The organism is Aeromicrobium sp. HA (assembly GCF_027171405.1).
GTDB lineage: Bacteria > Actinomycetota > Actinomycetes > Propionibacteriales > Nocardioidaceae > Aeromicrobium > Aeromicrobium tamlense.
Genome location: NZ_CP114372.1, coordinates 2,609,973 through 2,632,016, shown reverse-complemented (window position 1 = coordinate 2,632,016; position 22,044 = coordinate 2,609,973). Strand labels below are relative to the sequence as shown.

22 protein-coding genes and 2 tRNA genes are annotated in these 22,044 nt (G+C 70.6%); 16 read left to right on the top strand and 8 right to left on the bottom strand.

From position 1 onward, the window contains the following. Nucleotides 1-33 precede the first annotated feature (33 nt). A complete protein-coding gene (locus O3S82_RS13005) occupies nucleotides 34-234 on the top strand; it encodes a hypothetical protein (protein ID WP_179423219.1) in 201 nt (66 codons plus the stop codon). 14 nt (nucleotides 235-248) lie between these two features. Here O3S82_RS13005 and O3S82_RS13000 read toward each other — a convergent pair. Both O3S82_RS13000 and O3S82_RS12995 read right to left on the bottom strand, forming a co-directional pair. Then, a tRNA-Gly gene (locus O3S82_RS13000) sits at nucleotides 249-324 on the bottom strand. A 46-nt stretch (nucleotides 325-370) separates the two neighbouring features. Beyond that, complete coding sequence (locus tag O3S82_RS12995; RefSeq protein WP_179423221.1) at nucleotides 371-919, bottom strand: dephospho-CoA kinase; 549 nt, start codon at nucleotides 917-919, stop codon at nucleotides 371-373. 61 nt (nucleotides 920-980) lie between these two features. Here O3S82_RS12995 and O3S82_RS12990 point away from each other — a divergent pair, with 61 nt between their 5' ends. Next, a complete protein-coding gene (locus tag O3S82_RS12990) occupies nucleotides 981-1,223 on the top strand; it encodes a MoaD/ThiS family protein (protein ID WP_269303344.1) in 243 nt (80 codons plus the stop codon). Between the two features lie 5 nt (nucleotides 1,224-1,228). Here the strand turns inward: O3S82_RS12990 and moaA are convergent, their stop codons facing one another. The 3 genes from moaA to O3S82_RS12975 all read right to left on the bottom strand — a co-directional run bounded on the left by moaA (nucleotide 1,229) and on the right by O3S82_RS12975 (nucleotide 2,777). Next, nucleotides 1,229-2,206 carry a GTP 3',8-cyclase MoaA gene (gene moaA, locus O3S82_RS12985; RefSeq protein ID WP_179423225.1) on the bottom strand — a complete coding sequence of 326 codons (978 nt, stop codon included), beginning with the start codon at nucleotides 2,204-2,206 and terminating at the stop codon, nucleotides 1,229-1,231. Continuing rightward, the gene (locus O3S82_RS12980) at nucleotides 2,203-2,643 is read right to left on the bottom strand and encodes a molybdenum cofactor biosynthesis protein MoaE (RefSeq protein ID WP_269303342.1); all 441 of its coding nucleotides are present in this window, start codon (nucleotides 2,641-2,643) and stop codon (nucleotides 2,203-2,205) included. The genes moaA and O3S82_RS12980 overlap by 4 nt, the downstream gene beginning before the upstream one ends. A 57-nt stretch (nucleotides 2,644-2,700) precedes the next feature. Continuing rightward, nucleotides 2,701-2,777: transfer RNA gene (locus tag O3S82_RS12975), tRNA-Pro, on the bottom strand. 134 nt (nucleotides 2,778-2,911) lie between these two features. On the opposite strand from O3S82_RS12975, the gene tig reads away from it, so the two are divergent. The 9 genes from tig (at nucleotide 2,912) to O3S82_RS12930 (ending at nucleotide 11,901) form a co-directional block, all read left to right on the top strand. Next, the gene (gene tig, locus O3S82_RS12970; protein ID WP_269303340.1) at nucleotides 2,912-4,282 is read left to right on the top strand and encodes a trigger factor; all 1,371 of its coding nucleotides are present in this window, start codon (nucleotides 2,912-2,914) and stop codon (nucleotides 4,280-4,282) included. Between the two features lie 186 nt (nucleotides 4,283-4,468). Continuing rightward, nucleotides 4,469-5,680, top strand: coding sequence for a lipase family protein (locus O3S82_RS12965; protein WP_269303337.1), 1,212 nt, complete (start codon nucleotides 4,469-4,471; stop codon nucleotides 5,678-5,680). A gap of 115 nt (nucleotides 5,681-5,795) precedes the next feature. Beyond that, on the top strand, nucleotides 5,796-7,031 hold the full coding sequence (locus O3S82_RS12960; protein ID WP_179423233.1) for an esterase/lipase family protein: 1,236 nt from the start codon (nucleotides 5,796-5,798) through the stop codon (nucleotides 7,029-7,031). 99 nt (nucleotides 7,032-7,130) lie between these two features. Then, nucleotides 7,131-7,616, top strand: coding sequence for an SRPBCC family protein (locus O3S82_RS12955; RefSeq protein ID WP_179423235.1), 486 nt, complete (start codon nucleotides 7,131-7,133; stop codon nucleotides 7,614-7,616). Next, nucleotides 7,613-8,086 (top strand): SRPBCC family protein, encoded by a 474-nt coding sequence (locus tag O3S82_RS12950; RefSeq protein WP_269307063.1) that lies wholly within the window; start codon nucleotides 7,613-7,615, stop codon nucleotides 8,084-8,086. The genes O3S82_RS12955 and O3S82_RS12950 overlap by 4 nt, the downstream gene beginning before the upstream one ends. Before the next feature lie 101 nt (nucleotides 8,087-8,187). Beyond that, nucleotides 8,188-8,763 (top strand): ATP-dependent Clp protease proteolytic subunit, encoded by a 576-nt coding sequence (locus O3S82_RS12945; protein ID WP_179427960.1) that lies wholly within the window; start codon nucleotides 8,188-8,190, stop codon nucleotides 8,761-8,763. Then, nucleotides 8,760-9,359 carry an ATP-dependent Clp protease proteolytic subunit gene (locus tag O3S82_RS12940; RefSeq protein ID WP_179423237.1) on the top strand — a complete coding sequence of 200 codons (600 nt, stop codon included), beginning with the start codon at nucleotides 8,760-8,762 and terminating at the stop codon, nucleotides 9,357-9,359. Before O3S82_RS12945 ends, O3S82_RS12940 begins: the two co-directional genes overlap by 4 nt. Before the next feature lie 95 nt (nucleotides 9,360-9,454). Then, entirely contained in the window at nucleotides 9,455-10,723 is a 1,269-nt protein-coding gene (gene clpX / locus O3S82_RS12935) for an ATP-dependent Clp protease ATP-binding subunit ClpX (protein WP_269303332.1), read from the top strand. A 20-nt stretch (nucleotides 10,724-10,743) separates the two neighbouring features. Beyond that, a complete protein-coding gene (locus O3S82_RS12930; protein WP_269303331.1) occupies nucleotides 10,744-11,901 on the top strand; it encodes a saccharopine dehydrogenase family protein in 1,158 nt (385 codons plus the stop codon). A gap of 93 nt (nucleotides 11,902-11,994) precedes the next feature. Here the strand turns inward: O3S82_RS12930 and O3S82_RS12925 are convergent, their stop codons facing one another. Then, nucleotides 11,995-12,762: a DeoR/GlpR family DNA-binding transcription regulator gene (locus O3S82_RS12925; protein ID WP_269303329.1), complete on the bottom strand. Its 768-nt coding sequence runs from the start codon at nucleotides 12,760-12,762 to the stop codon at nucleotides 11,995-11,997. A 104-nt stretch (nucleotides 12,763-12,866) separates the two neighbouring features. After that, nucleotides 12,867-15,446 carry a valine--tRNA ligase gene (gene valS, locus O3S82_RS12920; RefSeq protein WP_269303327.1) on the bottom strand — a complete coding sequence of 860 codons (2,580 nt, stop codon included), beginning with the start codon at nucleotides 15,444-15,446 and terminating at the stop codon, nucleotides 12,867-12,869. 82 nt (nucleotides 15,447-15,528) lie between these two features. On the opposite strand from valS, the gene O3S82_RS12915 reads away from it, so the two are divergent. Beyond that, nucleotides 15,529-16,503: a GNAT family N-acetyltransferase gene (locus O3S82_RS12915; protein ID WP_269303326.1), complete on the top strand. Its 975-nt coding sequence runs from the start codon at nucleotides 15,529-15,531 to the stop codon at nucleotides 16,501-16,503. On the opposite strand, the gene O3S82_RS12910 is transcribed toward O3S82_RS12915, so the two are convergent. After that, the gene (locus O3S82_RS12910; protein ID WP_269303323.1) at nucleotides 16,428-18,587 is read right to left on the bottom strand and encodes an MMPL family transporter; all 2,160 of its coding nucleotides are present in this window, start codon (nucleotides 18,585-18,587) and stop codon (nucleotides 16,428-16,430) included. The genes O3S82_RS12915 and O3S82_RS12910 overlap by 76 nt on opposite strands. 156 nt (nucleotides 18,588-18,743) lie before the next feature. On the opposite strand from O3S82_RS12910, the gene O3S82_RS12905 reads away from it, so the two are divergent. The 4 genes from O3S82_RS12905 (at nucleotide 18,744) to O3S82_RS12890 (ending at nucleotide 22,025) form a co-directional block, all read left to right on the top strand. After that, on the top strand, nucleotides 18,744-20,093 hold the full coding sequence (locus O3S82_RS12905; RefSeq protein WP_269303321.1) for a bifunctional folylpolyglutamate synthase/dihydrofolate synthase: 1,350 nt from the start codon (nucleotides 18,744-18,746) through the stop codon (nucleotides 20,091-20,093). A gap of 5 nt (nucleotides 20,094-20,098) precedes the next feature. Further along, the gene (locus O3S82_RS12900; protein WP_179427962.1) at nucleotides 20,099-20,425 is read left to right on the top strand and encodes a DUF4233 domain-containing protein; all 327 of its coding nucleotides are present in this window, start codon (nucleotides 20,099-20,101) and stop codon (nucleotides 20,423-20,425) included. 75 nt (nucleotides 20,426-20,500) lie between these two features. Then, nucleotides 20,501-21,172 carry a metallophosphoesterase family protein gene (locus O3S82_RS12895; RefSeq protein ID WP_179423253.1) on the top strand — a complete coding sequence of 224 codons (672 nt, stop codon included), beginning with the start codon at nucleotides 20,501-20,503 and terminating at the stop codon, nucleotides 21,170-21,172. Continuing rightward, nucleotides 21,165-22,025 carry a ParB N-terminal domain-containing protein gene (locus tag O3S82_RS12890; protein ID WP_179423255.1) on the top strand — a complete coding sequence of 287 codons (861 nt, stop codon included), beginning with the start codon at nucleotides 21,165-21,167 and terminating at the stop codon, nucleotides 22,023-22,025. The genes O3S82_RS12895 and O3S82_RS12890 overlap by 8 nt, the downstream gene beginning before the upstream one ends. Nucleotides 22,026-22,044 lie beyond the last annotated feature (19 nt).

Genomic DNA, 22,044 nt, shown 5'->3' with positions numbered 1-22,044 from the left:
TCGCCCGTCGTGACCGGGTCGTAGGGTGCTGGCATGGACGACACCCCGCGCGCGCCGCTGTCCTCGTGGGCCCTGCTGGTCACGTGCGTGGCCGTGCTGCTGATGGGCGTGTTCATCCTGACCAGCACGAGCGACCCCGAGAAGGGCTGGGTGTTCGTGGTGTTCGGCGGCGCCTGGATCGCGTTCCTGGCGGTGCGGGCCGTCGTGGCCCTCGTGCGGCGGCCGCGGGACTGATCCCGCGGCGGCGGTGGAGCGGACGACGAGATTCGAACTCGCAACATCCTGCTTGGAAGGCAGGGACTCTAGCCATTGAGTTACGTCCGCGCGGCGCCGGAGCGCCACGTCCATGATGCCACAGACCCCGTCGGCGTCAGGCACCCGTCGACACGATGAGGTCGGCGACCTCGCGGGTGTGGTCCGAGGCGAGGTACTCCTCCTCCTGCGCGGCCCATACGTCCCACCACGGCTCGTAGGTCGCGCCGTCGCGGGCGAGCGCCCGCTCTCGACGCTGGTCCTCGGGCGCCTCGAGCCAGACCAGGTGGCTGAGGAACGGGCGCAGCACGGTGGCACCGGCGCCGACGCCCTCGATGATCAGCTCGGGGGTCGGCCGCAGCGAGAGCCACCTGCCCGGCTCGTCGCGCTCCCAGTTCCACAGCCGGGCGCGGCCGACCTCGCCGATGGCCAGGTCCGCGAGCAGTGCGCGCACCATCGCGGGGGTGCGCGCGAGGCCGTGCCAGCCGGGGTAGAGCCGCTCGAGGTGCAGGATCGGCGCACCGGTCAGGTCGGCGACGTCGAGGGCCAGCGCCGTCTTGCCCGAGCCGCTGCGTCCGTCGATCGCGATGACGCGGGTGACGCCGCACACCGGGGCTCGCCCGCGGGCCCGCTCGACGAGGAGCTCGGGAAGGCTGGAACGGCTCACCGAGTCGACGCTACCCGCTCGCCGGATCGTGGCCAGCCCTCACGGAGGTTAGTTTGGCTGCATGCAACCGGTCCGAGTGCGCCTGTTCGCCGCCGCCCGCGAGGCCGCGGGACTCTCCGAGACGACGTCCGAGGCCGCCACGATCGGCGAGCTGCTCGACGACCTCTCGCGGCGCTTCGCCGACCTCGGGCCGGTGCTCACGCGCTGCTCGGTGCTGTTGGAGGGCACGCGCACGACCGAGCGCTCCACCCCGATCCCCGAGGGCGGCACCGTGGACGTCCTCCCGCCCTACGCCGGGGGCTGAGCCGATCAGCCGCCGATGGCGCTCATGGGGCGGTCGGGCTGCACGAAGGTGGGCGAGTCGATCCCGTGGCCCGCGCGCTTGGCCGCGATCGACGCCGTGACGATCCGCTCGAGGTCCTCGTCGCTGCCGCCGCCGCGCAGGACGGGCACGAGGTCGGACTCGTCGCGCGCGAAGAGGCAGTTGCGCACGTGACCGTCGGCGGTGATCCGGATGCGGTCGCAGGCCGCGCAGAACGGAGCGGTGACCGAGGCGATCACGCCGACCGTTCCCGGCCCGCCGTCGAGCGACCAGGTGTCGGCGGGGGAGGAGCCGCGGCCGGGCACGGGATCGAGACGCCAGCGCGTGCGCAGCTGCGCGAGGATCTCCTCGCCGCTCAGCATTGCGGCGCGGTCCCACGTGTGGCCGGCGTCCAGCGGCATCTGCTCGATGAACCGCAGCTGGGCGCCCTTGCCGACCGCGAACTCGACGAGGTCGACGAGCTCGTCCTCGTTGACCCCGCGCATCGCGACGGCGTTGAGCTTGAGCGGCGTGAACCCGGCTTCGCGCGCGGCATCGATCCCCGCCAGCACGTCGTCGAGCCGGTCGCGGCGGGTGAGCTGGGCGAACCGCTCGCGGTCGAGCGTGTCGATCGAGATGTTCAGGCGCGACAGGCCGGCCTCCTTCAACGGCTCGGCGAGTTCGGCCAGACGCAGGCCGTTGGTGGTCATCGAGACCTCGGGGCCCAAGGCCGCCAGCCGGCGCACGACCTCGACGGCGTCCTTGCGCACGAGCGGCTCGCCGCCGGTGAGTCGGATCGACGTGACACCGAGTCCGACGCACACCCGCGCGACGCGCTCGAGCTCGTCGGTGGTGAGGATGCTGTCGCGCTCGATCCACGGCACGCCCTCGGCGGGCATGCAGTAGGTGCACCGCAGCGAGCACTTGTCGGTGAGCGAGATCCGCAGGTCGCGGTGCACGCGGCCGAAGCCGTCGACGAGGGTCACAGGCCCACCCAGTCCGACCGGCCCTCGGCGTCGGTCTGGCGCTTCCAGATCGGCACCTCGGTCTTGATCAGCTCGATGAGGGCACGCGTGGCCTCGAGGGCCTCCCGGCGGTGCGGTGCCGCGCTGGCGATCACGACGGCGACGTCGCCGACCCCGAGCGTGCCGTAGCGGTGCGAGATCGCGACCGTGGCGCCCGTGTTGAGCGCGACCTGCCCCGCGAGCGCGTTCATCATGCCCTCGGCGTCGGGGTGGGCCTCGTACTCCAGGCGCACGACGGAGCCGTCGGCATCGGGGTCGTGGTCGCGGATCGTGCCGACGAAGACGTCGATCGCCCCGTGTGCGGGCCCGGCGACGGCGGCGAGGTGCTCGCCCACGTCGAGGGGCTCGTCGACCACGCGGGCGTGGACCACCCGTCCGGTCGCCGAGTCGGTCGTCATGCTGACAGCCTAGGCGGCGCGGACGAGCGGGGCGCGTCCTCGCTCGTGCGCGGACCATGGTCGGGATGACAGGATTCGAACCTGCGGCCCCCTGCTCCCAAAGCAGGTGCGCTACCAAGCTGCGCCACATCCCGGAGGCACCGATCAGTGTAGGCCCGCGCGCGGCAGCCCGTTTGACCCGCCACCACGGGCGCCCCGTAGACTGGACGCTGGCCTGCGTGAGGACTCCGTGGGCTGTCCGAGAGCCCACCGACGCAGGAGTCAACACGTGAAGAGCAGCACCGAATCGCTGAGCCCCACCCGGGTCAAGCTGACCATCGAGGTGCCGTTCGAGGAGTTCAAGCCGAACCTCGACAAGGCCTACAAGACCATCGGTGCGCAGATCCAGGTCCCCGGCTTCCGCAAGGGCAAGGTCCCGGCGGCGATCATCGACCAGCGCGTCGGCCGTGGCGCCGTCCTGGACGAGGCTCTCAACTCCGCACTCCAGGGCTGGTACACCGCCGCTCTGCAGGAGACCAACACGACGCCGCTCGGCCAGCCCGAGATCGACCTGACGAAGTTCGAGGACGGCGAGACCATCGAGGTCACCGCCGAGCTCGACGTGCGTCCCACGCTCGAGATCCCCGACGCCTCGCAGATCGAGGTCACGGTCCAGGACATCGAGGTCGCCGACGAGGACGTCAACGAGCAGCTCGACCAGCTGCGCGAGCGCTTCGCCACCTTCACCGAGGTCGACCGCCCGGCCGCCGAGGGCGACTCGATCTCGATCGACCTCTCCGCCGCCAACAAGGACGGCTCGCTGATCGACGAGGCGCAGGCCGAGGGTCTGCCCTACGTCATCGGCAAGGCCACGATGCTCGACGGTCTCGACGAGGCCGTGACCGGTCTGTCGAAGGGCGAGTCGAAGACCTTCTCCACCACCCTGGTCGGTGGTGAGCTGAAGGGCGACGAGGTCGACGTCACCGTCACGCTGCAGGACGTGCGCCAGACCGAGCTGCCCGAGCTCGACGACGAGTTCGCCCAGATGGCGTCGGACTTCGACACCATGGACGAGTTCCGCGCCGACCTCGTCGAGCGCCTCACGCGCGGCAAGCGCATCGAGCAGGCCGCCGAGGCCCGCGACCTCGTCCTCGAGGAGCTCGTCTCCAAGATCGAGGCGCCGATGCCCGAGGGCCTCGCCGAGGGTGAGCTGGCCAACCGTCGTCAGCAGATGGACCAGCAGCTCGCGATGGCCGGCCTGACGCTCGAGGACTACCTGAACGACCAGGAGGACGGCAAGACCGTCGAGGAGTTCGAGTCCGAGCTGGAGCGCGACGTCCGCGAGTCGATCGTGGCCCAGTTCGTCCTGGACCAGCTGGTCGAGGAGAACGAGTACCCGCTCGACAACGACGAGCTCAGCCAGCACATCATGCGCCGCGCCCAGCAGTCCGGCGAGGACCCGAACTCGTACATCCAGCACATCATGGAGCACAACCACGTGCCCGAGATGATCAGCGAGGTGCTGCGCGGGAAGGCGCTCGCCGCGCTGGTCGAGTCCGCGAAGGTCACCGACAAGTCCGGCAACGCCGTCGACCTGAAGAACCTGCGCGCCGACGGCACGATCGGCAGCGACGAGGTCGAGGCGTCCGAGGAGCAGTGATCCCCGGTGGGCCCGTCCCACCCCGCTGAGAGAGCCGGTACCCCTCGGGGTGCCGGCTCTCTCGCGTGAGGGGGAGTTCGTGGGACGGGGGCTTGACGTGATCCACTTCACACGAGAACGTAACTCCTCGTTACTGTAACTATCGGTTACAGGTCGTTCTCCCACCAACGACGCTCAGGAGTGAATGTGAACCCACGCCCCTTCGCCGCGACCTTCGCGGCCGCAGCCGTCGCCGCGCTCGCGGTGACCTCCCTGTCCTCACCGGCGCAGGCCGCCGAGGACGTCTACACCCCGCCGGCGACCATCTCGGGGAGCCCCGGCACGATCCTCAAGCAGGCGCCCGGCACCTACGCCCTCGACGCCCTCGGCGGCAAGGCCGACGCCACCGTCACCAAGGTCCAGTACGTCTCGACCGGCGCGAAGGGCAACAAGACCGCCGTCACGGGCACGGTCATCGTCCCCAAGGCCGCCTGGACGAAGGGCGGCGAGCGTCCGATCATCTCGCTGAGCCCGGGCACCCAGGGACTCAACGACCGCTGCGCGCCGAGCAAGCTCGTGGCGACCGCGCAGCTCTACGACGGCAACTGGCTCAAGCAGTTCTACGACGCCGGCTACGCCGTCGCCATGACCGACTACGAGGGTCTGGGCACGCCCGGCACCCACCCGTACGCCAACAACGTCGCGCTGGGCCAGAACGCGCTCGACGTGGTGCGCGCGGCGCAGAACCTCGGCTACTCCAAGACCGCTCCGGTGTTCCTCCAGGGCTTCTCCGAGGGCGGCGGAGCCACGGCCGGCGCGCTCGAGCTGGCCCCGACCTACGCGCCCGAGCTGCGGATCAAGGGCGGTCACGCCACGGCTCCCACGGTCGACCTCGGCGCGATCGCGAAGAACATCGAGCACGGTCCGTACCAGACGTTCATGCTCTTCGCGGTCAAGATGCTCGACGTCACGTACCCCGAGCTGGGCATCCGCGACCTCACCAATGCGGCGGGCCAGAAGCTGCTCGACGGCGCCGACACCGACTACGGCTGCCTGCCCGAGAGCCTGCCGAGCGGCTGGCTCGACACCAAGACGCTGACCAAGGAGGGCAAGACGATCACGTCCTACCTGTCGCGGGCGGACATCGCGGCTCGGCTCGGTCAGCTGAAGCTCGGGTCGAAGAAGATCGACGTGCCGTTCAAGGTGACGTCGTCGTGGGCCGACGACGTCATCCCGAACGCGACCGTCAAGCAGGCCGCCAAGGACTGGTGCGCGAAGGGATCGAAGATCTCGTACAGCACGCTGTTCGCCCCCACCCACGTCGCCTCCGGGTACGAGGGCAGCGGTCAGGCGGTCGGGTTCTTCAACGACCTCGTCGCGGGCAAGGGCTTCAGCTCGAACTGCGGCTGGATCTTCTGAGGTCCTCCAGCACACGGTGATCCCGCCCCCGCGAGCCCCGGCTCGCGGGGGCGGCTGCCGTTCACGGTCCGAGATCGCGTGGCTGCGACGCGGGGGAGTGCGGCACCATGGGGCCATGTCCCCGACGGCGCGCACGACCGACGTCGCCGCGCTCGCGCTCGAGTACGGCGACCGCCTCGTGCTCGGCACCGTGCGCGACGTGCACGCCGCCGTCGCTCGTCGGGCCTTCGGCGCGACGCGGATCGTCGGCAGCCGGGTCCCCGAGGCCGTGCACGACGCGGTCGCGGGCTCGGTCTACGGCTCGCTCTCGGCGGTCCTGAGACGATCGGGCGGCGCGGCACGGTCGCTGGCGGCGCGCGGCGTGGGGGCTCCGGTCGACGGCACGCGCCTCGGACGGCAGGTCCGCTCCGCGGTGAACGGCCTGATCGGCGACGAGCTGCGTCTCCTCGGCGACCCGCAGGCGATCACGATGTCGCTGCGGCACGCCGGGGCCGACATCCCGGCGACGCCGTGGAAGCTGCGCCAGGCGTACCCCGACGCCACGAGCCACCTCGTCGTCCTCGTCCACGGGCTGTGCGAGAACGAGGAGTCCTGGGGGCGCGGCCGCGACCGGCCCACGTACGCCGACCGGGTGGCCGCCGACACCGACGCCACCCCGGTCCTGCTGCGCTACAACACCGGCCTGCACGTCTCGGAGAACGGCCAGCACCTCGACGAGCTGCTCGAACAGCTCATGGGCGCGTGGCCCGTGGCGGTCGAGCGGATCACGCTGGTCGGTCACTCGATGGGAGGGCTCGTCGTGCGCGCGGCCACGAACCGCGCCACGGTCGCAGGTCACGGCTGGGCGCACCGCGTGAGCGACGTGGTCTGCCTGGGCACGCCGCACGCGGGCGCCAACCTGGAGAAGGCCGCGCACCTGGGCTCGCGGATCCTGCGCATCTGGCCGCAGTCCACGCCGTTCGGCGCGATCCTCGACGCGCGGTCGGCGGGCATCGTCGACCTGCGCCACGGCTACATCACGGCCGACGAGTGGGAGGGACAGGACCTCACGGCGCGCTGGGGCCTCGACCGGATTGCGGCGGCTCCGCTCGCGCACGCGGAGTACCACTTCGTCGCCGCCACGGTGGGCGCGACGCAGCGCCACCCGTTCAGCGCGGTGCTGGGCGACCTCATCGTGCACTTCTCGTCCTCGGCCGGGATCGGGCGGCACGGACCGGTCGTCCCGCACGCGCGACTGGAGTACCTCCCGTCGGCCCACCACCTCGCGCTGCTGAACCATCCGCGCATCGCCGACTGGCTGGTCTCGTGGGTCAACGCGCGGCCGCGCCGGGTGCGCCAGCTCGAGTCCTGACCGCCCGCACTGTGAGCGGGGTCACCCCCATGTGACAGTTCTGCTGTCACGGTCCACTAGGCTCCCGTGGCAACGACCGCACGACGAGGGGAGACCATCATGGCCAACCGCGAGGAGATCTCGGCGACCATCGACATCGAGGCGCCGCCGGAGGTCGTCTGGCACCTGGTCAGCGACCCGGCGCAGATGCCGCGCTGGAGCCCGCAGTGCCGCAAGATGATCGTCCGCGGCAAGGGACCCGTCGGCGTCGGCACCACCACGATCAACGTCAACCGCCGGGGCCCGCTGTTCTGGCCCACCCGCTCCAAGGTGAAGGAGTTCGTGCCCGGGAAGCGGTTCGCGTTCAAGATCGCCGAGAACGGCACGGTGTGGTCGTACGACCTCGAGCCCACGGCCGCCGGCGGCACCCGCCTCACCGAGAGCCGTCACGCCCCGCACGGCGTGTCGAACCTGTCGAACTTCCTCACCCAGCGCGTCCTGGGCGGCACCGACAACTTCGAGGTCGAGCTCGAGCAGGGCATGCGCCAGACCCTCGAGCGCATCAAGGCCGCGGCCGAGAGCGGTGACCTCGCGGGAAAAGCCTGAGCGGGGGAGTCCCGCCGCTCGAGACCTCCACGTTCGTCGCGGCCCCGCCAGAGAAGGTCTGGGACGTGCTGAAGGACCAGCGCCGCATGCGCCGCTGGAGCCCCGAGACGTGGGCACAGCTGTTCTACCCGCGCCGGCTGAGCCACAACCAGGTCTCGCTCAACCTCAACAAGCGCAAGGGCTTCGTGTGGCCCACGGTGAGCCGCTACGTCGACGTGGTCCGGCCGCAGCGCCTCGCCTTCCACGTCTACGGACCCGCGGCGCGCTGGAGCTACCGCCTCGACCCCGAGGCCGGCGGCACCCGGCTCACCCTGCGTCGTGACCTCGCCGGCGGACGCCGCAGCCTGCTGAGCCGGGTCGTGGCCACTCTCGCCCTCGGCGGCATCGAGAGCCACGACGACGAGCTGCTCGACGGGATGGACCGCACGCTCGCGGCGATCTCGGCCGAGGTCGAAGCGTACGTCGCCTGAGAGGAGCCTGTACGCCGATGGCGAACATGGGTGCCGGGCGCGTGTCTGCGTCGGCTCGGCGGTCTAGGGTCAAAGACGTGAACGCACCCATGAGCCCCCAGATGGCCGTCGAGGCGGGTCCCTCCGACCTCGACGGACACATCTACAACCGTCTGCTGAAGGAACGCATCGTGTTCCTCGGCTCGGAGGTCCGCGACCAGAACGCGAACGCGATCTGCGCGCAGCTGCTGCTGCTCAACGCCGAGGACCCCGAGGCCGACATCTTCTTCTACATCAACAGCCCCGGCGGCTCCGTCGACGCGGGCATGGCGATGTACGACACGATGCAGTTCATCTCGAACGACATCGTCACCGTCGGCATGGGCCTGGCCGCCTCGATGGGCCAGTTCCTGCTCGCCGCCGGCACCGCGGGCAAGCGCTACGCGCTGCCGCACACGCGCATCATGATGCACCAGCCCTCGGGCGGCATCGGCGGCTCGGCGTCGGACGTCAAGATCCAGGCCGAGCAGTCCATCCTGCTGAAGAAGCAGCTCAACGAGCTGCAGGCCCAGCACACCGGTCAGAGCGTCGAGCAGATCGAGGCCGACGCCGATCGCGACCGCTGGTTCACGCCCGCGCAGGCCAAGGAGTACGGCCTGATCGACGAGATCGTCAACACGGCAGGAGACGTCCGATGAGCTACTACATTCCCCAGTGGGAAGAGCGGACCTCGTACGGCTTCCGTCGCATCGATCCGTACGCGAAGCTCTTCGAGGACCGCATCATCTTCCTCGGCACCCCGATCAGCGACGACGTCGCCAACGCCGTCACCGCGCAGCTGCTGTGCCTGCAGTCGATGGACCCCGACCGCGACATCAGCATCTACATCAACAGCCCCGGCGGCTCGTTCACCGCGCTGACGGCGATCTACGACACGATGCGCTACGTCAAGCCCGACGTGCAGACCTTCTGCCTGGGCCAGGCCGCCTCGGCCGCTGCGGTGCTGCTCGCCGCCGGCACGCCGGGCAAGCGCTTCGCGCTGCCGAACAGCCGCATCCTGATCCACCAGCCCTACACCGAGGGCACGGGCGGCCAGATCTCCGACCTGGAGATCCAGGCCAACGAGATCATCCGCATGCGCGAGCTGCTGGAGAAGATGATCGCCGAGGCGTCGAACAAGACGCCCGAGGAGGTCAGCCGCGACGTCGAGCGCGACAAGATCCTGACGGCCCCGGCCGCCGTCGAGTACGGGATCATCGACCAGGTCCTCGAGACGCTCAAGACCCCGGTCTGAGCGACACGTCCGGACGCAAACGCCGTTGACGGGTCCCCCACGATGCCTGCATGTGGCATCGTGGGGGGACCGCCAGAGAACGACAGGAAACACGCATGGCACGCATTGGTGAGACCGCCGACCTGCTCAAGTGCTCCTTCTGCGGGAAGAGCCAGAAGCAGGTCAAGAAGCTGATCGCCGGCCCCGGCGTCTACATCTGCGACGAGTGCATCGACCTGTGCAACGAGATCATCGAGGAAGAGCTCGCGGAGGGCGCCGAGGTCAGCCTCGGCGAGCTGCCCAAGCCCGCTGAGATCTACGAGTTCCTCAACACCTACGTGGTGGGCCAGGAGGGCGCGAAGAAGTCGCTCGCCGTCGCGGTCTACAACCACTACAAGCGCGTGCAGGCCCAGGCGTCCGGCCGGATGAACAAGGACGAGAACGTCGAGCTGGCCAAGTCGAACATCCTCATGGTCGGCCCCACCGGCTGTGGCAAGACCTACCTCGCGCAGACCCTCGCGCGGATGCTGAACGTCCCGTTCGCGATCGCCGACGCCACGGCGCTCACCGAGGCCGGCTACGTCGGCGAGGACGTCGAGAACATCCTGCTCAAGCTCATCCAGGCCGCCGACTACGACGTCAAGAAGGCCGAGACGGGCATCATCTACATCGACGAGATCGACAAGATCAGCCGCAAGAGCGAGAACCCCTCCATCACCCGCGACGTGTCGGGCGAGGGCGTGCAGCAGGCGCTGCTGAAGATCCTCGAGGGCACCACCGCCTCGGTGCCGCCGCAGGGTGGTCGCAAGCACCCGCACCAGGAGTTCATCCAGATCGACACCACCAACGTGCTGTTCATCGTCGGTGGCGCGTTCGCGGGCCTCGACCAGATCATCGAGCAGCGTAGCGGCAAGAAGACGCTCGGCTTCAACTCCGACCTCGCGCCCGTCGTCGACGAGAACGACGCGCAGAAGCTGTCGAAGGTCGTGCCGACCGACCTGCTGAAGTTCGGCCTGATTCCCGAGTTCATCGGCCGTCTGCCGGTCATCGCGGCGGTCAACAAGCTCGACAAGCCGGCGCTGGTCTCGATCCTCACCGAGCCGCGCAACGCGCTGACGAAGCAGTACATCCGCCTGTTCGCGATCGACGACGTCGAGCTGGAGTTCACCGAGGAGGCGTGCGAGGCGATGGCCGACCTGGCCCTCGAGCGGGACACCGGCGCCCGCGGCCTGCGCTCGATCGTCGAGGACGCCCTGCAGGACGTCATGTACGAGATCCCCAGCCGTGAGGACGTCGCCAAGGTGATCGTCACGGCCGAGACCGTCCGTGGCCACGCGAGCCCGACCGTGCTGACGCACGACGAGGCCGACAAGAAGGCGAGCTGACCGCGGTATAGCGTCGACCCATGGTCGATCTCACCCTCTTCGGGGCCACCGGATTCACCGGCGGGCTCACCGCCGACTACCTCGCGGTGCACCTGCCCGCCGACGCCACGTGGGCGATCGCAGGGCGCTCGCGCGCCAAGCTGGAGCAGGTGGCCGAGCGGATCGCCGCCACGGGCCGCACCGCGCCGGAGATCGTCGTCGCCGACCTGGCGAACGAGTCCTCGATGGCCGCGATGGCCGAGGGCACGCGCGTCCTCATCAGCACGGTCGGTCCGTACCTCGAGCACGGCGAGCCGGCGGTCAGGGCCGCGGCCGAGGCGGGCATCGACTACGTCGACCTCACCGGTGAGCCGCAGTTCGTCGACGAGATGTGGCTGAAGTACCACGAGACCGCCGAGGCCACGGGTGCCCGGCTCGTGCACGCCTGCGGCTTCGACTCCATCCCGTACGACCTCGGCGTCCTCTACACGGTCCAGCAGCTGCCGGCGGGCACGCCGATCACGATCAAGGGCTACATCCGCGCCAAGGCCAGCTTCTCGGCCGGGACCTATCACTCGGCGCTCGGGCAGATCGGCCAGTTCCGGGGCTCGCGGGCCGCGGCGAAGCAGCGCCGGGCGCGCGAGGGACGTCCCACCAACCGGCGCGTGCGCGGCGGGGGAGGCGTCGGCCGGGCCGAGCCGCCCGCCAAGGGCTTCGGCGTGCCGCTGCCCACGATCGACCCGCAGATCGTGCTGCGCTCGGCGCGCGCCCTCGACCGCTACGGCCCCGACTTCACGTACGAGCATCACGCGCACTTCCGCACGCGGCGCATGATGGCACTGGCCGCGCCCCTGCTGGGCGCGGTGGCCGTGGGCGCGCAGATCCCGCCCGTGCGGGCGCTGCTGGTCAAGCTCAAGTCGGCCGGCGACGGACCGAGCGAGGAGGAGCGCGCGAAGTCGTGGTTCACCCTCACGCTCGTGGGCACCGGCGGCGACACCAAGGTCGTCACCACCGTGCGCGGCGGCGATCCCGGCTACACCGAGACCGCCAAGATGCTGGCCGAGTCGGCGATGTGCCTGGCCTACGACGACCTGCCCGCGGTGTCCGGCCAGACCACCACGGCCGTCGCGATGGGCTCGGCCCTCATCAACCGACTGCAGAACTCCGGCATCGACTTCGCCACCCAGCCCGCCGAGTAGCCTCCGCCCGTCCCGAGATGTGCTCCATCTTCGACGTTTGAACGCCCTTCAATCGTGGAAAATGGAGCACATCTCGTCCCCCGGGGATGGCAGTCAGGCGACGACGACCTCGACGCCGAGCTCCTCGAGCATCGCGCGGCCGCGGTCGCTGACGCCATCGTCGGTGACGACGGCCGTGGCATCGGTGAGGGCCGCGAACGAGAACACCTGGTGCGGGCCGAACTTGGTCGAGTCCGCCAGCACCACCCGCGTGCGCGCCGACTCGACCAGCGCGTGCTTCACGGCGGCCTCCTCGGAGTCCGGCGTGCTGAAGCCGTGGTCGGGCGCGATGCCGTTCGTGCCGATGAAGGCGACGTCCGCGCGGGTGGCCCGCAGCGCCTCCACCGTGGTGTGGCCGACGGCCACGCCGGTGACCTCTCGCACGCGCCCACCGAGGGTGTGCAGGGCGATGCCCTCGTGCCCCAGCAGCTGGTGCGCGATCGCGACGCTGTGAGTGAGCACGGTGAGGCGGCGATCGGTGGGCAGCACCTCGGCGAGGTGGGCCACGGTGCTGCCACCGTCGAGCAGGACGCTGCCACCGGTCTGGGGGAGGAACTTCAGCGCGGCGGTCGCGATGCGCGCCTTGAGGTCGGGTCGCTCGCCCGTGCGCTGTGTCAGGCTCGCCTCGAGCCGTGAGTAGGACGAGGAGAGCACCGCACCGCCGTGCACGCGGCGCGCGGCGCCCGCGCGCTCGAGGACCGCGAGGTCGCGCCGGATCGTCTCGGTGGACACCTCCAGCTCGGCGGCCAGCTCGTTGACGGAGACCCGCCCCTGACTGGCCAGCCGTTCGGCCAACAGCACCTGGCGCTCAGCGGCGTACACGCGACCTCCCCCGACGTCCCTGTGGGACTGTGTGACTTTTCGTGGAAGTCTACGCGGCGCGGCGGACGCCCGACCAGTGTTCGACCGGACGGGCGTCCGAAGGCTCAGGCCTCGGCGAGCGTGGCGTCGACGACGAGGGCGCCCTCGCCGGCGGTGGTGACGACCTCGCCCACCACGCGGCCGGCGGCCCGCACGTCGGGCAGCGCGGCGTCGAGCAGCTCGAGCGCGGCGGCGTCACCCGTGACCGACACGGCCGTGACCTCGGTGCGCTGGCTGACCTTCGCCGTGGACTTGGCGCCGCGGATGCCCGCGAGGGCCTCGCCCGCGATCGCCAGCAGGCGCGCGTCGAAGGTCTCGACCGCGAGGTCGGCGTCGGGGGCGGGCCAGGCGGCGCGGTGGATCGAGCCCTCCTGCCACCACGACCAGACCTCCTCGGTCACGTACGGCAGGAACGGCGCGAGCAGGCGCAGCTGCACCGAGAGCGCCAGCACGAACGTGGCCTTGGCGGAGGTTCCTGCGGTGTCCTCGCCGCGGGCGCGCTCCTTGACCAGCTCGAGGTAGTCGTCGCAGAAGTCCCAGAAGAACTTCTCCGTGACCTCGAGCGCCGACGTGTAGTCGTAGGCCTCGAAGTGCGCGGTGGCCGTCTCGACGACGTCGCGCAGGCCCGTGAGCAGCGCGCGGTCGAGCGGCTCGGTGACCAGTGCGGGGTCCAGCAGCGAGGCGTCGGCGCCCAGGCCGTACTGCTCGACCGGCGCCACGACGAACTTGCTCGCGTTGAGCACCTTCATCGCGAGGCGGCGGCCGACCTTCATCTGCGTCTCGTCGAACGGCGAGTCGGCGCCCGGGCGGGCGCCGGCGGCACGCCAGCGGACGGCGTCGGCGCCGAACTTCTCGAGGATCTCGTCGGGGACGACGACATTGCCCTTGGACTTGCTCATCTTCTTGCGGTCGGGGTCGACCACGAAGCCCGAGAGCGCGGTGTGCTTCCACGGCGCCGTGCCGAACTCCTGGTTGGAGCGCACGACGGTGGAGAACAGCCACGTCCGGATGATGTCGTGGCCCTGGGGACGCAGGTCCATCGGGAACGTGCGCTCGAACAGGTCGAGGTCGCGCTCCCAGCCGCAGATCAGCTGGGGGGTCAGCGACGAGGTGGCCCACGTGTCGAGGACGTCGGGGTCGGCGATGAAGCCGCCGGGCTGGCCGCGCTGCGACTCGTCGAAGCCCGCCGGTGCCTGCGAGGCCGGGTCGACTGGCAGGTCGAACTCGGGCGCGAGGATCGGGTTGTCGTAGTCGGGCTCGCCGTCGGCGTCGAGCAGGTACCAGACCGGGAACGGGATGCCGAAGAACCGCTGGCGGCTGACCAGCCAGTCGCCGTTGAGGCCCTCGATCCAGTTCGTGTACCGCGACTGCATGTAGCCGGGGTGCCAGTCGATCTCGTCGCCGAGGCTCACGAGGTGCTGGCGCAGCTCGGCGTCGCGGCCGCCGTTCTTGATGTACCACTGGCGCGTGGAGACGATCTCGAGCGGCTTGTCGCCGCGCTCGTAGAAGTTCGCCATGCGCTGGGTGGCGCTGGGCTCGCCGTCGAGGTCGCCGGACTCCTTGAGCGCGGCGGCCATCGCCTCGCGCGCGCTGAACGCGGTCTTGCCGGCCAGCTCGGCGTACACGGCCTCGCCGGGGCCGCCCGCGATCCACTCGGGCGTCTCGCGCAGGATGCGGCCGTCGCGGCCGATCACGGTGCGGTTTGGCAGGTCGAACTCGCGCCACCACTGCACGTCGGTGAGGTCGCCGAAGGTGCAGCAGTGCACGATGCCGGAGCCCTTCTCGGGATCCGCGAGCGTGTGCGCCAGCACGGGCACCTCGACGCCGAAGATCGGCGAGTGGGCGGTGGTGCCGAACAGGTGCTGGTAGCGCTCGTCGTCGGGGTGCGCGATGAGCGCGACGGCGGCGGGCGTCAGCTCGGGACGCGTGGTCTCGATGTGCACCTTGCGGCCGTCGGCCAGGTGGTACGCCACCCGGTAGTAGTGGCCGGGGTAGTCGCGCGCCTCGAGCTCGGCCTGGGCGACCGCGGTCTGGTACGTGATGTCCCACATGGTGGGGGCGTCCTGGCTGTAGGCCTCGCCGCGCGACAGGTTGCGCAGGAACGCACGCTGGCTCGTGGCCTGCGCGTCGTGGCCGATCGTGGTGTAGGTCTGCGACCAGTCCACCGAGAGGCCGAGCGTGCGCCACAGCCTCTCGAAGACCTGCTCGTCGCGGACGACGAGCTCGTTGCACAGCTCGATGAAGTTGCGACGGCTGATCGGGATCTGCTTCTTCGGGTCGGGCTTGGCCGGCGGCGTGAAGTCGGGGTCGTACGGCAGCGACGGGTCGCAGCGGACGCCGTAGTAGTTCTGCACGCGACGCTCGGTGGGCAGGCCGTTGTCGTCCCAGCCCATCGGGTAGAAGACCTCGAGGCCGCGCATGCGCTTGTAGCGCGCGATGAGGTCGGTGTGCGTGTAGCTGAAGACGTGACCGACGTGCAGTGAGCCCGAGACGGTGGGCGGCGGGGTGTCGATCGAGTACACCTGGTCGCGGGTCTTGGTCCGGTCGAACGCGTAGGTGCCCTGATCGGCCCATACGCCGACCCACTTCTCCTCGAGGCCTTCGAGGACGGGCTTCTCCGGGACGCGGCTCTGTGGGGTGGTCACGAGCGTCGATTCTACGTGGCGCCCCGGGGGTGCGGCACCGCGCGGCCGTCCGTCCAGCAGGATGGTGCACGGAGGCGATCAGATGAGCGACGGCGACCGGCCCACGATCCACGTGGTGGCCGCATTCACGACGGACGCGCAGGGCCGGATCCTCATGGTCCGCAAGCACGGGTCCGAGGTGTTCATGCAGCCCGGTGGCAAGCCCGAGCCGGGGGAGGAGGCGGTCGACGCACTCGTGCGCGAGCTCGAGGAGGAGCTCGAGGTCCGCATCGATCCCGACGAGCTCGCGTCGTGGGGTCGCTTCGAGGCCGACGCCGCCAACGAGCCCGACCACCACCTCGTCGCCGACGTGTTCGCGCTGCGCCTCGACGGGGAGGTCGTCGCCGCCGCCGAGATCGCCGAGGCGCGCTGGTTCACCCGCGAGGAGGCCCACTCGCTCGGCGACCGTCTCGCCCCGCTGGCGGGCCGGATGCTCGAGCTGCCCGAGGTCCGCTCCCACTTCCGTCCCGCGAGGTTCGCCCCGATCGAGACCGAGCGGCTTCGGCTGCGGCTCATGACCCTGGCCGACGTCGACGCCGTGCACTCGTACCAGTCACGCGAGGACGTCTGCGAGTACATGCTGTTCGAGCCGCGCACCCACGAGGAGGTCGCCGACCGCGTCGAGCACTGGGCGCGGGCCGACCGCATCGGCAGCGAGAGCGACTACCTCCAGCTCGCCCTCGAGCGTCGCGAGGACGGCGCGATGCTCGGGCACCTCTACCTGCGGGTGAAGTCCCTCGACGCGCTCACGGCCGAGCTCGGCTGGACCCTGCACCCCGACTTCCAGGGCGCCGGCTACGCCACCGAGGGCGCGACCGCGCTCATCCGGTGGGTGTTCGACCGGCTCGGCCTCCGGCGCGTGATCGCCGACCTCGACCCGCGCAACGAGGCCTCGATCGCGCTGTGCCGCCGGCTGGGCATGCGCCAGGAGGCGCACTTCCGTCAGGACGTCTGGTTCCGCGGCGCCTGGGCCGACACGGGCATCTTCGCCGTGCTCTCCGACGAGTTCGGCGGCTGATCCGGCGGGGCGCCGTCGTCGCGCCCCAGTCGGCTGGGCCACCAGATGTGGCGGCCGATGTCGAGGTTCAGCGCGGTCACCAGCACGGAGCGCACGATGATCGTGTCGAGCAGCACGCCGATCGCGACCGCGAAGCCCAGCTCGGCGAGGAACACGATCGGCAGCGTGGCCAGCGCGGCGAACGTGCCGGCCAGGACGAAGCCGGCCGAGGTGATCACGCCACCCGTGGCCGCGAGGCCGATGAGGGCGCCCCGGCGCGTGCCGTGCAGGAGCGACTCCTCGCGGACGCGGGTCATCAGGAAGATGTTGTAGTCGATGCCCAGCGCCACGAGGAAGACGAACGCGAACAGCGGGAACGAGGAGTCCGCGCCGGCGAAGTCGAACACGTAGTGGAACACCAGCGCGCTGATGCCCATCGCCGCGGCGAACGACAGCACGACCGTGACGAGCAGGATCAGCGGCGCGGCCACCGACCGCAGCAGCATCATGAGGACCAGCAGCACGACGGCGAGGATGATCGGGATGATCAGCCGGTTGTCGGCGGCCGAGGCCTCCTGGACGTCGAGGTTCAGGGCGGTGTTGCCGCCGACGAGTGCGTCGGCGCCCTCGACGGAGTCGAGGTCGGCGCGGGCCGTCTCGACGATGTCGCGCGCCTCGGTCGAGTCGCTGGGGACCGTCATCGTCGCCTCGATGTAGGCCACGTCTCCCGAGACCTGCGGCTGCGTCACCGAGGCGGCGTCCACGCCGTCGATCCCGGCCACGACGCTGCGCACCTCGGCGGCCTGCGGCGCGTTCGAGATGATCTGCAGCGGGTCGCCCGCGCCGGCCGGGAAGTGCTCGGCGATCCGCTCCTCGGCCGCCAGCGAGGGCTGGTCGGTGGTGAAGGCCTCGGCGTTGCTCAGGCCCGTGGCGTCGAGCTTCACGATGCCGAACGACAGCGCGATCAGGACCAGCGAGGTCACGACCCACACGACGCGGGGTGCCCGCGCGATCCACGTGCCGACCCGGGCCCAGAAGCCCTTCGAGGTCCGCTGCGGGTCGCCGAAGTGGGGGATGAACGGCCAGAACACCCAGCGGCCGAAGATCACCAGCAGGGCCGGGAGCAGCACGAGCATCGCGAGCAGGGCCACGGCGATGCCCGCCGCGCCGACGGGACCGAGCCCGGCCGTCGAGTTCATCTGCGCGAACAGCAGGCAGAGCAGACCGATGATGACGGTGCTGCCGCTGGCGAACACGGCCGGAGCGGCGCGGTGGAGAGCGTGCGCCATGGCCTCGTGCCGGTCCTCGTAGTTGCGCAGCTCCTCGCGGTACCGGGCGACGATCAGCAGGGCGTAGTCGATGCCGGCGCCCAGCACCAGGACGCTGAGGATGCCGGCGCTCTGCCCGTTGACCGTGAGTCCGCCGTACTTCGCGAGCAGGTAGACCAGGCCCTGCGAGGCGAAGACGCTCATGAGGCCGCAGAACAGCGGGATCAGCCAGAGGATCGGGCTGCGGTACGTCAGCAGCAGCATCACGACGACGACGCCCACGGCGGCCGCGAGCAGGATGCCGTCGATGCCGGCGAACGCCTCGGCCTGGTCGGCGCCCAGGGCGGCCGGACCGCCGACGTCGACCCGCAGGCTCGTGCCCTCGACGGCGTCCTCGGCCGCGTCGGTCACCTCGTCGATGAAGTCGGGGAGGTCCTCCCAGCCCTCGTCGTCCAGGGTGATCGGCACGATGAGCTGCGCGGCGACGCCGTCCTCGCTCGGGATCGGACCGACGACCTCGCCGACCGGGACGTCCTCGAGCGCGCCGATGGCCTGAGCCGCCTGCTGCCCGGCTGCGAGGTCGGCGGGGGTCAGCGGAGCGTCCGAGGTCAGCAGCACGATCGCCGGGGCGGTGTTCTCGTCGTAGAACGAGCCCGCCTTCTCGATGACCTGCGTCGACTCGGCCTCCTCGGGCAGCCAGGACGCGATGTCGTTGTCCTGGACGCTCGTGAGCTTGGCCCCGAACGAGCCCAGCCCGCCCAGGATCACCAGCATGAGGGCCAGCACGACCCACTTGACCCACCGATGGGTGATCCACCCCGCGACCTGACGATTCATGCGTTCAGTCTCTTCCCGCTCCGCGGCCCTGAGAATGGGTGAGAACCCCGAGATTGGAATCATTCGCACCAGGGGTCACTGGTGGCTCCGGAGTCGCTGGGATGTCGGTGCCCCTGGAGGCAGACCCCTGCGGCACGGGCTGGGATACTGGCAGGGATGAGGCCCACCTACCCCGACGTCGAGCTCGCCCTGCTGTCCCGCTGGCCGGAGACCAGGCTCGAGCCGTCCCTCGACCGCATCCGCGCCATCTGCGAGCTGATGGGCGACCCCCAGGACGCGCAGCCGCTGGTCCACCTGACCGGCACGAACGGCAAGACCTCCACCAGCCGGATGATCGACGCGCTGCTGCGTGCCCTCGACCTGCGCACGGGCCGGTTCACGAGCCCGCACCTGCAGCGCATCAACGAGCGCATCTGCATCGACGGCGAGCCGCTCTCGGACGAGCTGTTCGTCGACGCCTACGCCGACGTCGCGGTCTACGCCGACCTCGTCGACCAGAGCCAGCCGCACCCCCTCAGCTTCTTCGAGATGCTCGTCGCGATGGGCTACGCGGCGTTCGCCGACGCCCCGGTCGACGTGGCCGTCGTCGAGGTCGGGATGGGCGGCGCGTGGGACGCCACGAGCGTCGCCGACGCCGACGTCGCGGTCATCACGCCGATCGACGTCGACCATGCGTCCTACCTCGGTGACACGCCCGCCGACATCGCCGTCGAGAAGTCGGGGATCATCAAGCGCGGCTCGCGCACCGTGCTGGCCTCGCAGTCCGAGGAGGTGCTCGAGGTGATGCTGACCCGCGCCGCCGAGATGGGCTCCCCGGTCGTGCTCGAGGGCGTCGACTTCCGCGTCGAGTCGCGCACGCCGGCCGTGGGCGGGCAGATGTTCACGATCCAGGGCGTCAAGGGCCGCTACGAGGACATCCTGCTGCCGCTGCACGGTGCCTTCCAGGCCCGCAACGCGGCGCTCGCGCTCGCCGCCGTGGAGGTCTTCACCGGTGACGCCGAGCTGGACCCCGAACTCGTGCGCGCAGGCTTCGGCGCCGTCACGTCGCCCGGCCGCCTCGAGGTGGTCCGCCGCAGCCCCACGATCGTGCTCGATGCCGCGCACAACCCGCACGGGGTGCGCGCCATGGTCGAGTCGATCGGCGAGGAGTTCACCTTCAACCCGCTGATCGGCGTCGTCGGCGTCATGGCGGACAAGGACGCCGAGGAGATCCTGCGCGAGCTCGAGACCTCGGTCGCGCACCTGATCTGCACGCAGAACAGCACCGAGCGCTCGCTGCCTGCGGCCGACCTCGGCGAGCTCGCGACGGGCATCTTCGGATCCGAGCGGGTCACCGTGGTGCCCCGCCTCGACGACGCGCTCGAGCGAGCGATCGCCTTCGCCGACGCCTCGGGCGACGAGTTCGGCGACGCGATCGGCTCCGGCGGCGTCATCGTCACGGGCTCGGTCGTCACGGTCGGCGAGGCGCGCACCCTGCTGCGCGGGGCCGGGGAGGAGTCGCAGTGAGGCACATGTGCGCGGCGATGCTGTCGCTCCAGGCGATCATCCTGGGCCTCTCGGTCCCGGTCATGATCGCGGTCGAGGACGTCGATCCCGCGGTGGCCGGTGTGATCGGCGGAGGCCTCGCGGTCCTGTGCCTGCTGACGGCCGGGATGCTGCGGCGGCCGTGGGCCTACTGGGTGGGCCACGGGATCCAGGTGGCCACCTTCCTCACCGGCTTCCTCGTGCCGATCATGTTCTTCATCGGCCTGATGTTCGCCTCGCTGTGGCTCGGCGCGTTCTTCCTGGGTCGCCGGATCGAGGCCGACAAGGCCCGCTGGGCCGCCGCGGAGGAGTAGGCCGGCTGCTGCCGGCGCTTCCCTGACCGCCTGAGATGTGACGTGGCTCACGCGGTTCCCCGGTACGGTGGAGGCATGGTGCGCGTGCTCGTGGTCGCTGACGAGATCTCGCCGGTGATCCACGATGCCGGCGTGCGCCGCATGGACCCCGACCTCGTCCTCGGCGCAGGCGATCTGCCCTGGGACTACCTCGAGTTCCTGTCCTCCATGCTCGACGTCCCGGTGGTGTTCGTCCCGGGCAACCACGACCCCGAGGTGGACGCGCCGCTCTCGGGCTTCCGCGGCTGGCTGGCCGGCAACGGGCTGCCCCCGGAGGATCCTCGTCCGCTCGGCGGGACCAACGCCGACGAGTCGATCGTCGACGTCGCGGGACTGCGCATCGCGGGCCTCGGCGGCAGCATCCGCTACAACGAGGGGCCCAACCAGTACACGCAGGACGAGTTCGCCAAGCGCGCCAAGCGGCTGATGAAGGTCGCGGCCAAGCGGGGCGGAGGCGTCGACGTCCTGCTGACGCACTCCCCACCCCGCGGCCTCGGTGACGGCGACGACCCGCCGCACCACGGCTTCGAGGCGCTGCACGAGGTCATCGAGACGCTGCAGCCCACGTGGCACCTGCACGGCCACATCCACCCGTTCGGCCAGCCGCAGCCCGACCGCGTCGTCGGCGACACCACGATCCGCAACGTGGTGCCCTACAAGCTGCTCGAGATCGCGCCCGTGCTCGACCCGGTGGGCGGTCATGGCTGACTCCGGCTCCCCCCGGATCGACGCCGAGAGCGACTTCATGCGGTCGCGTCGCCTGCAGACGCTGTCGGCGCTGGCGGCCCGCCTGCGCGGCGAGGGCGGTGAAGCCACGCGGGCGCTGTCGTTCGACGAGGTCGTCGACGCCCTCGGCCGACGCGGCGAGCGACGCCTCGGGCTGCAGCTGATCCCGCTCGACGCGATCATCGGCTCGGTCGACAAGGTGAAGGACTTCGACCGCCGCTTCCGGCCCACCTCCGACAAGAGCCGCGCCCGGTGGGAGCGCATCGCCCGTGCCAGCCGCGTCGGCGAGGAGATCCCGCCGATCGACGTCTACAAGCTGGGGGACTACTACTTCGTCCGCGACGGGCACCACCGCGTCTCCGTCGCGCGCGCCCTGCGGCTGCGGCTCATCGAGGCCGAGGTCACCGAGGTGCAGACGCTGCTGGAGCCGCGCGACATCGGCCGGCGCGACAGCCTCGAGCTCAAGCACTGGCGCAAGCTCTTCATCCAGCGCGTCCCGCTCCCGAGCACGGTCCGCGAGCGAGTCCGGGTCACCAAGCCCCACGGCTACGGCGTGCTCGCCGAGATGGTCGAGGCCTGGGCGGCTCGCACGATGATGGCCGAGGCGCAGCTGATGGACAAGAAGACGATGGCGCAGCGCTGGATGGACGAGGAGTTCCTCCCCGTGCTCGAGCTCATCGAGGAGGCGGGCCTCCAGGGCGAGGACGAGACCGCCGGCGACGCCTACATGCGGGTCGCGGGGGAGCGGTACCGGCTGATCCGCGAGCACGCGTGGGACCGCGAGATCATGAAGCAGGTCGCCGCGGGAAAGAAGCGCGGCCGCAAGTCTCGATGACTCACGGCCGCGCCTGCTG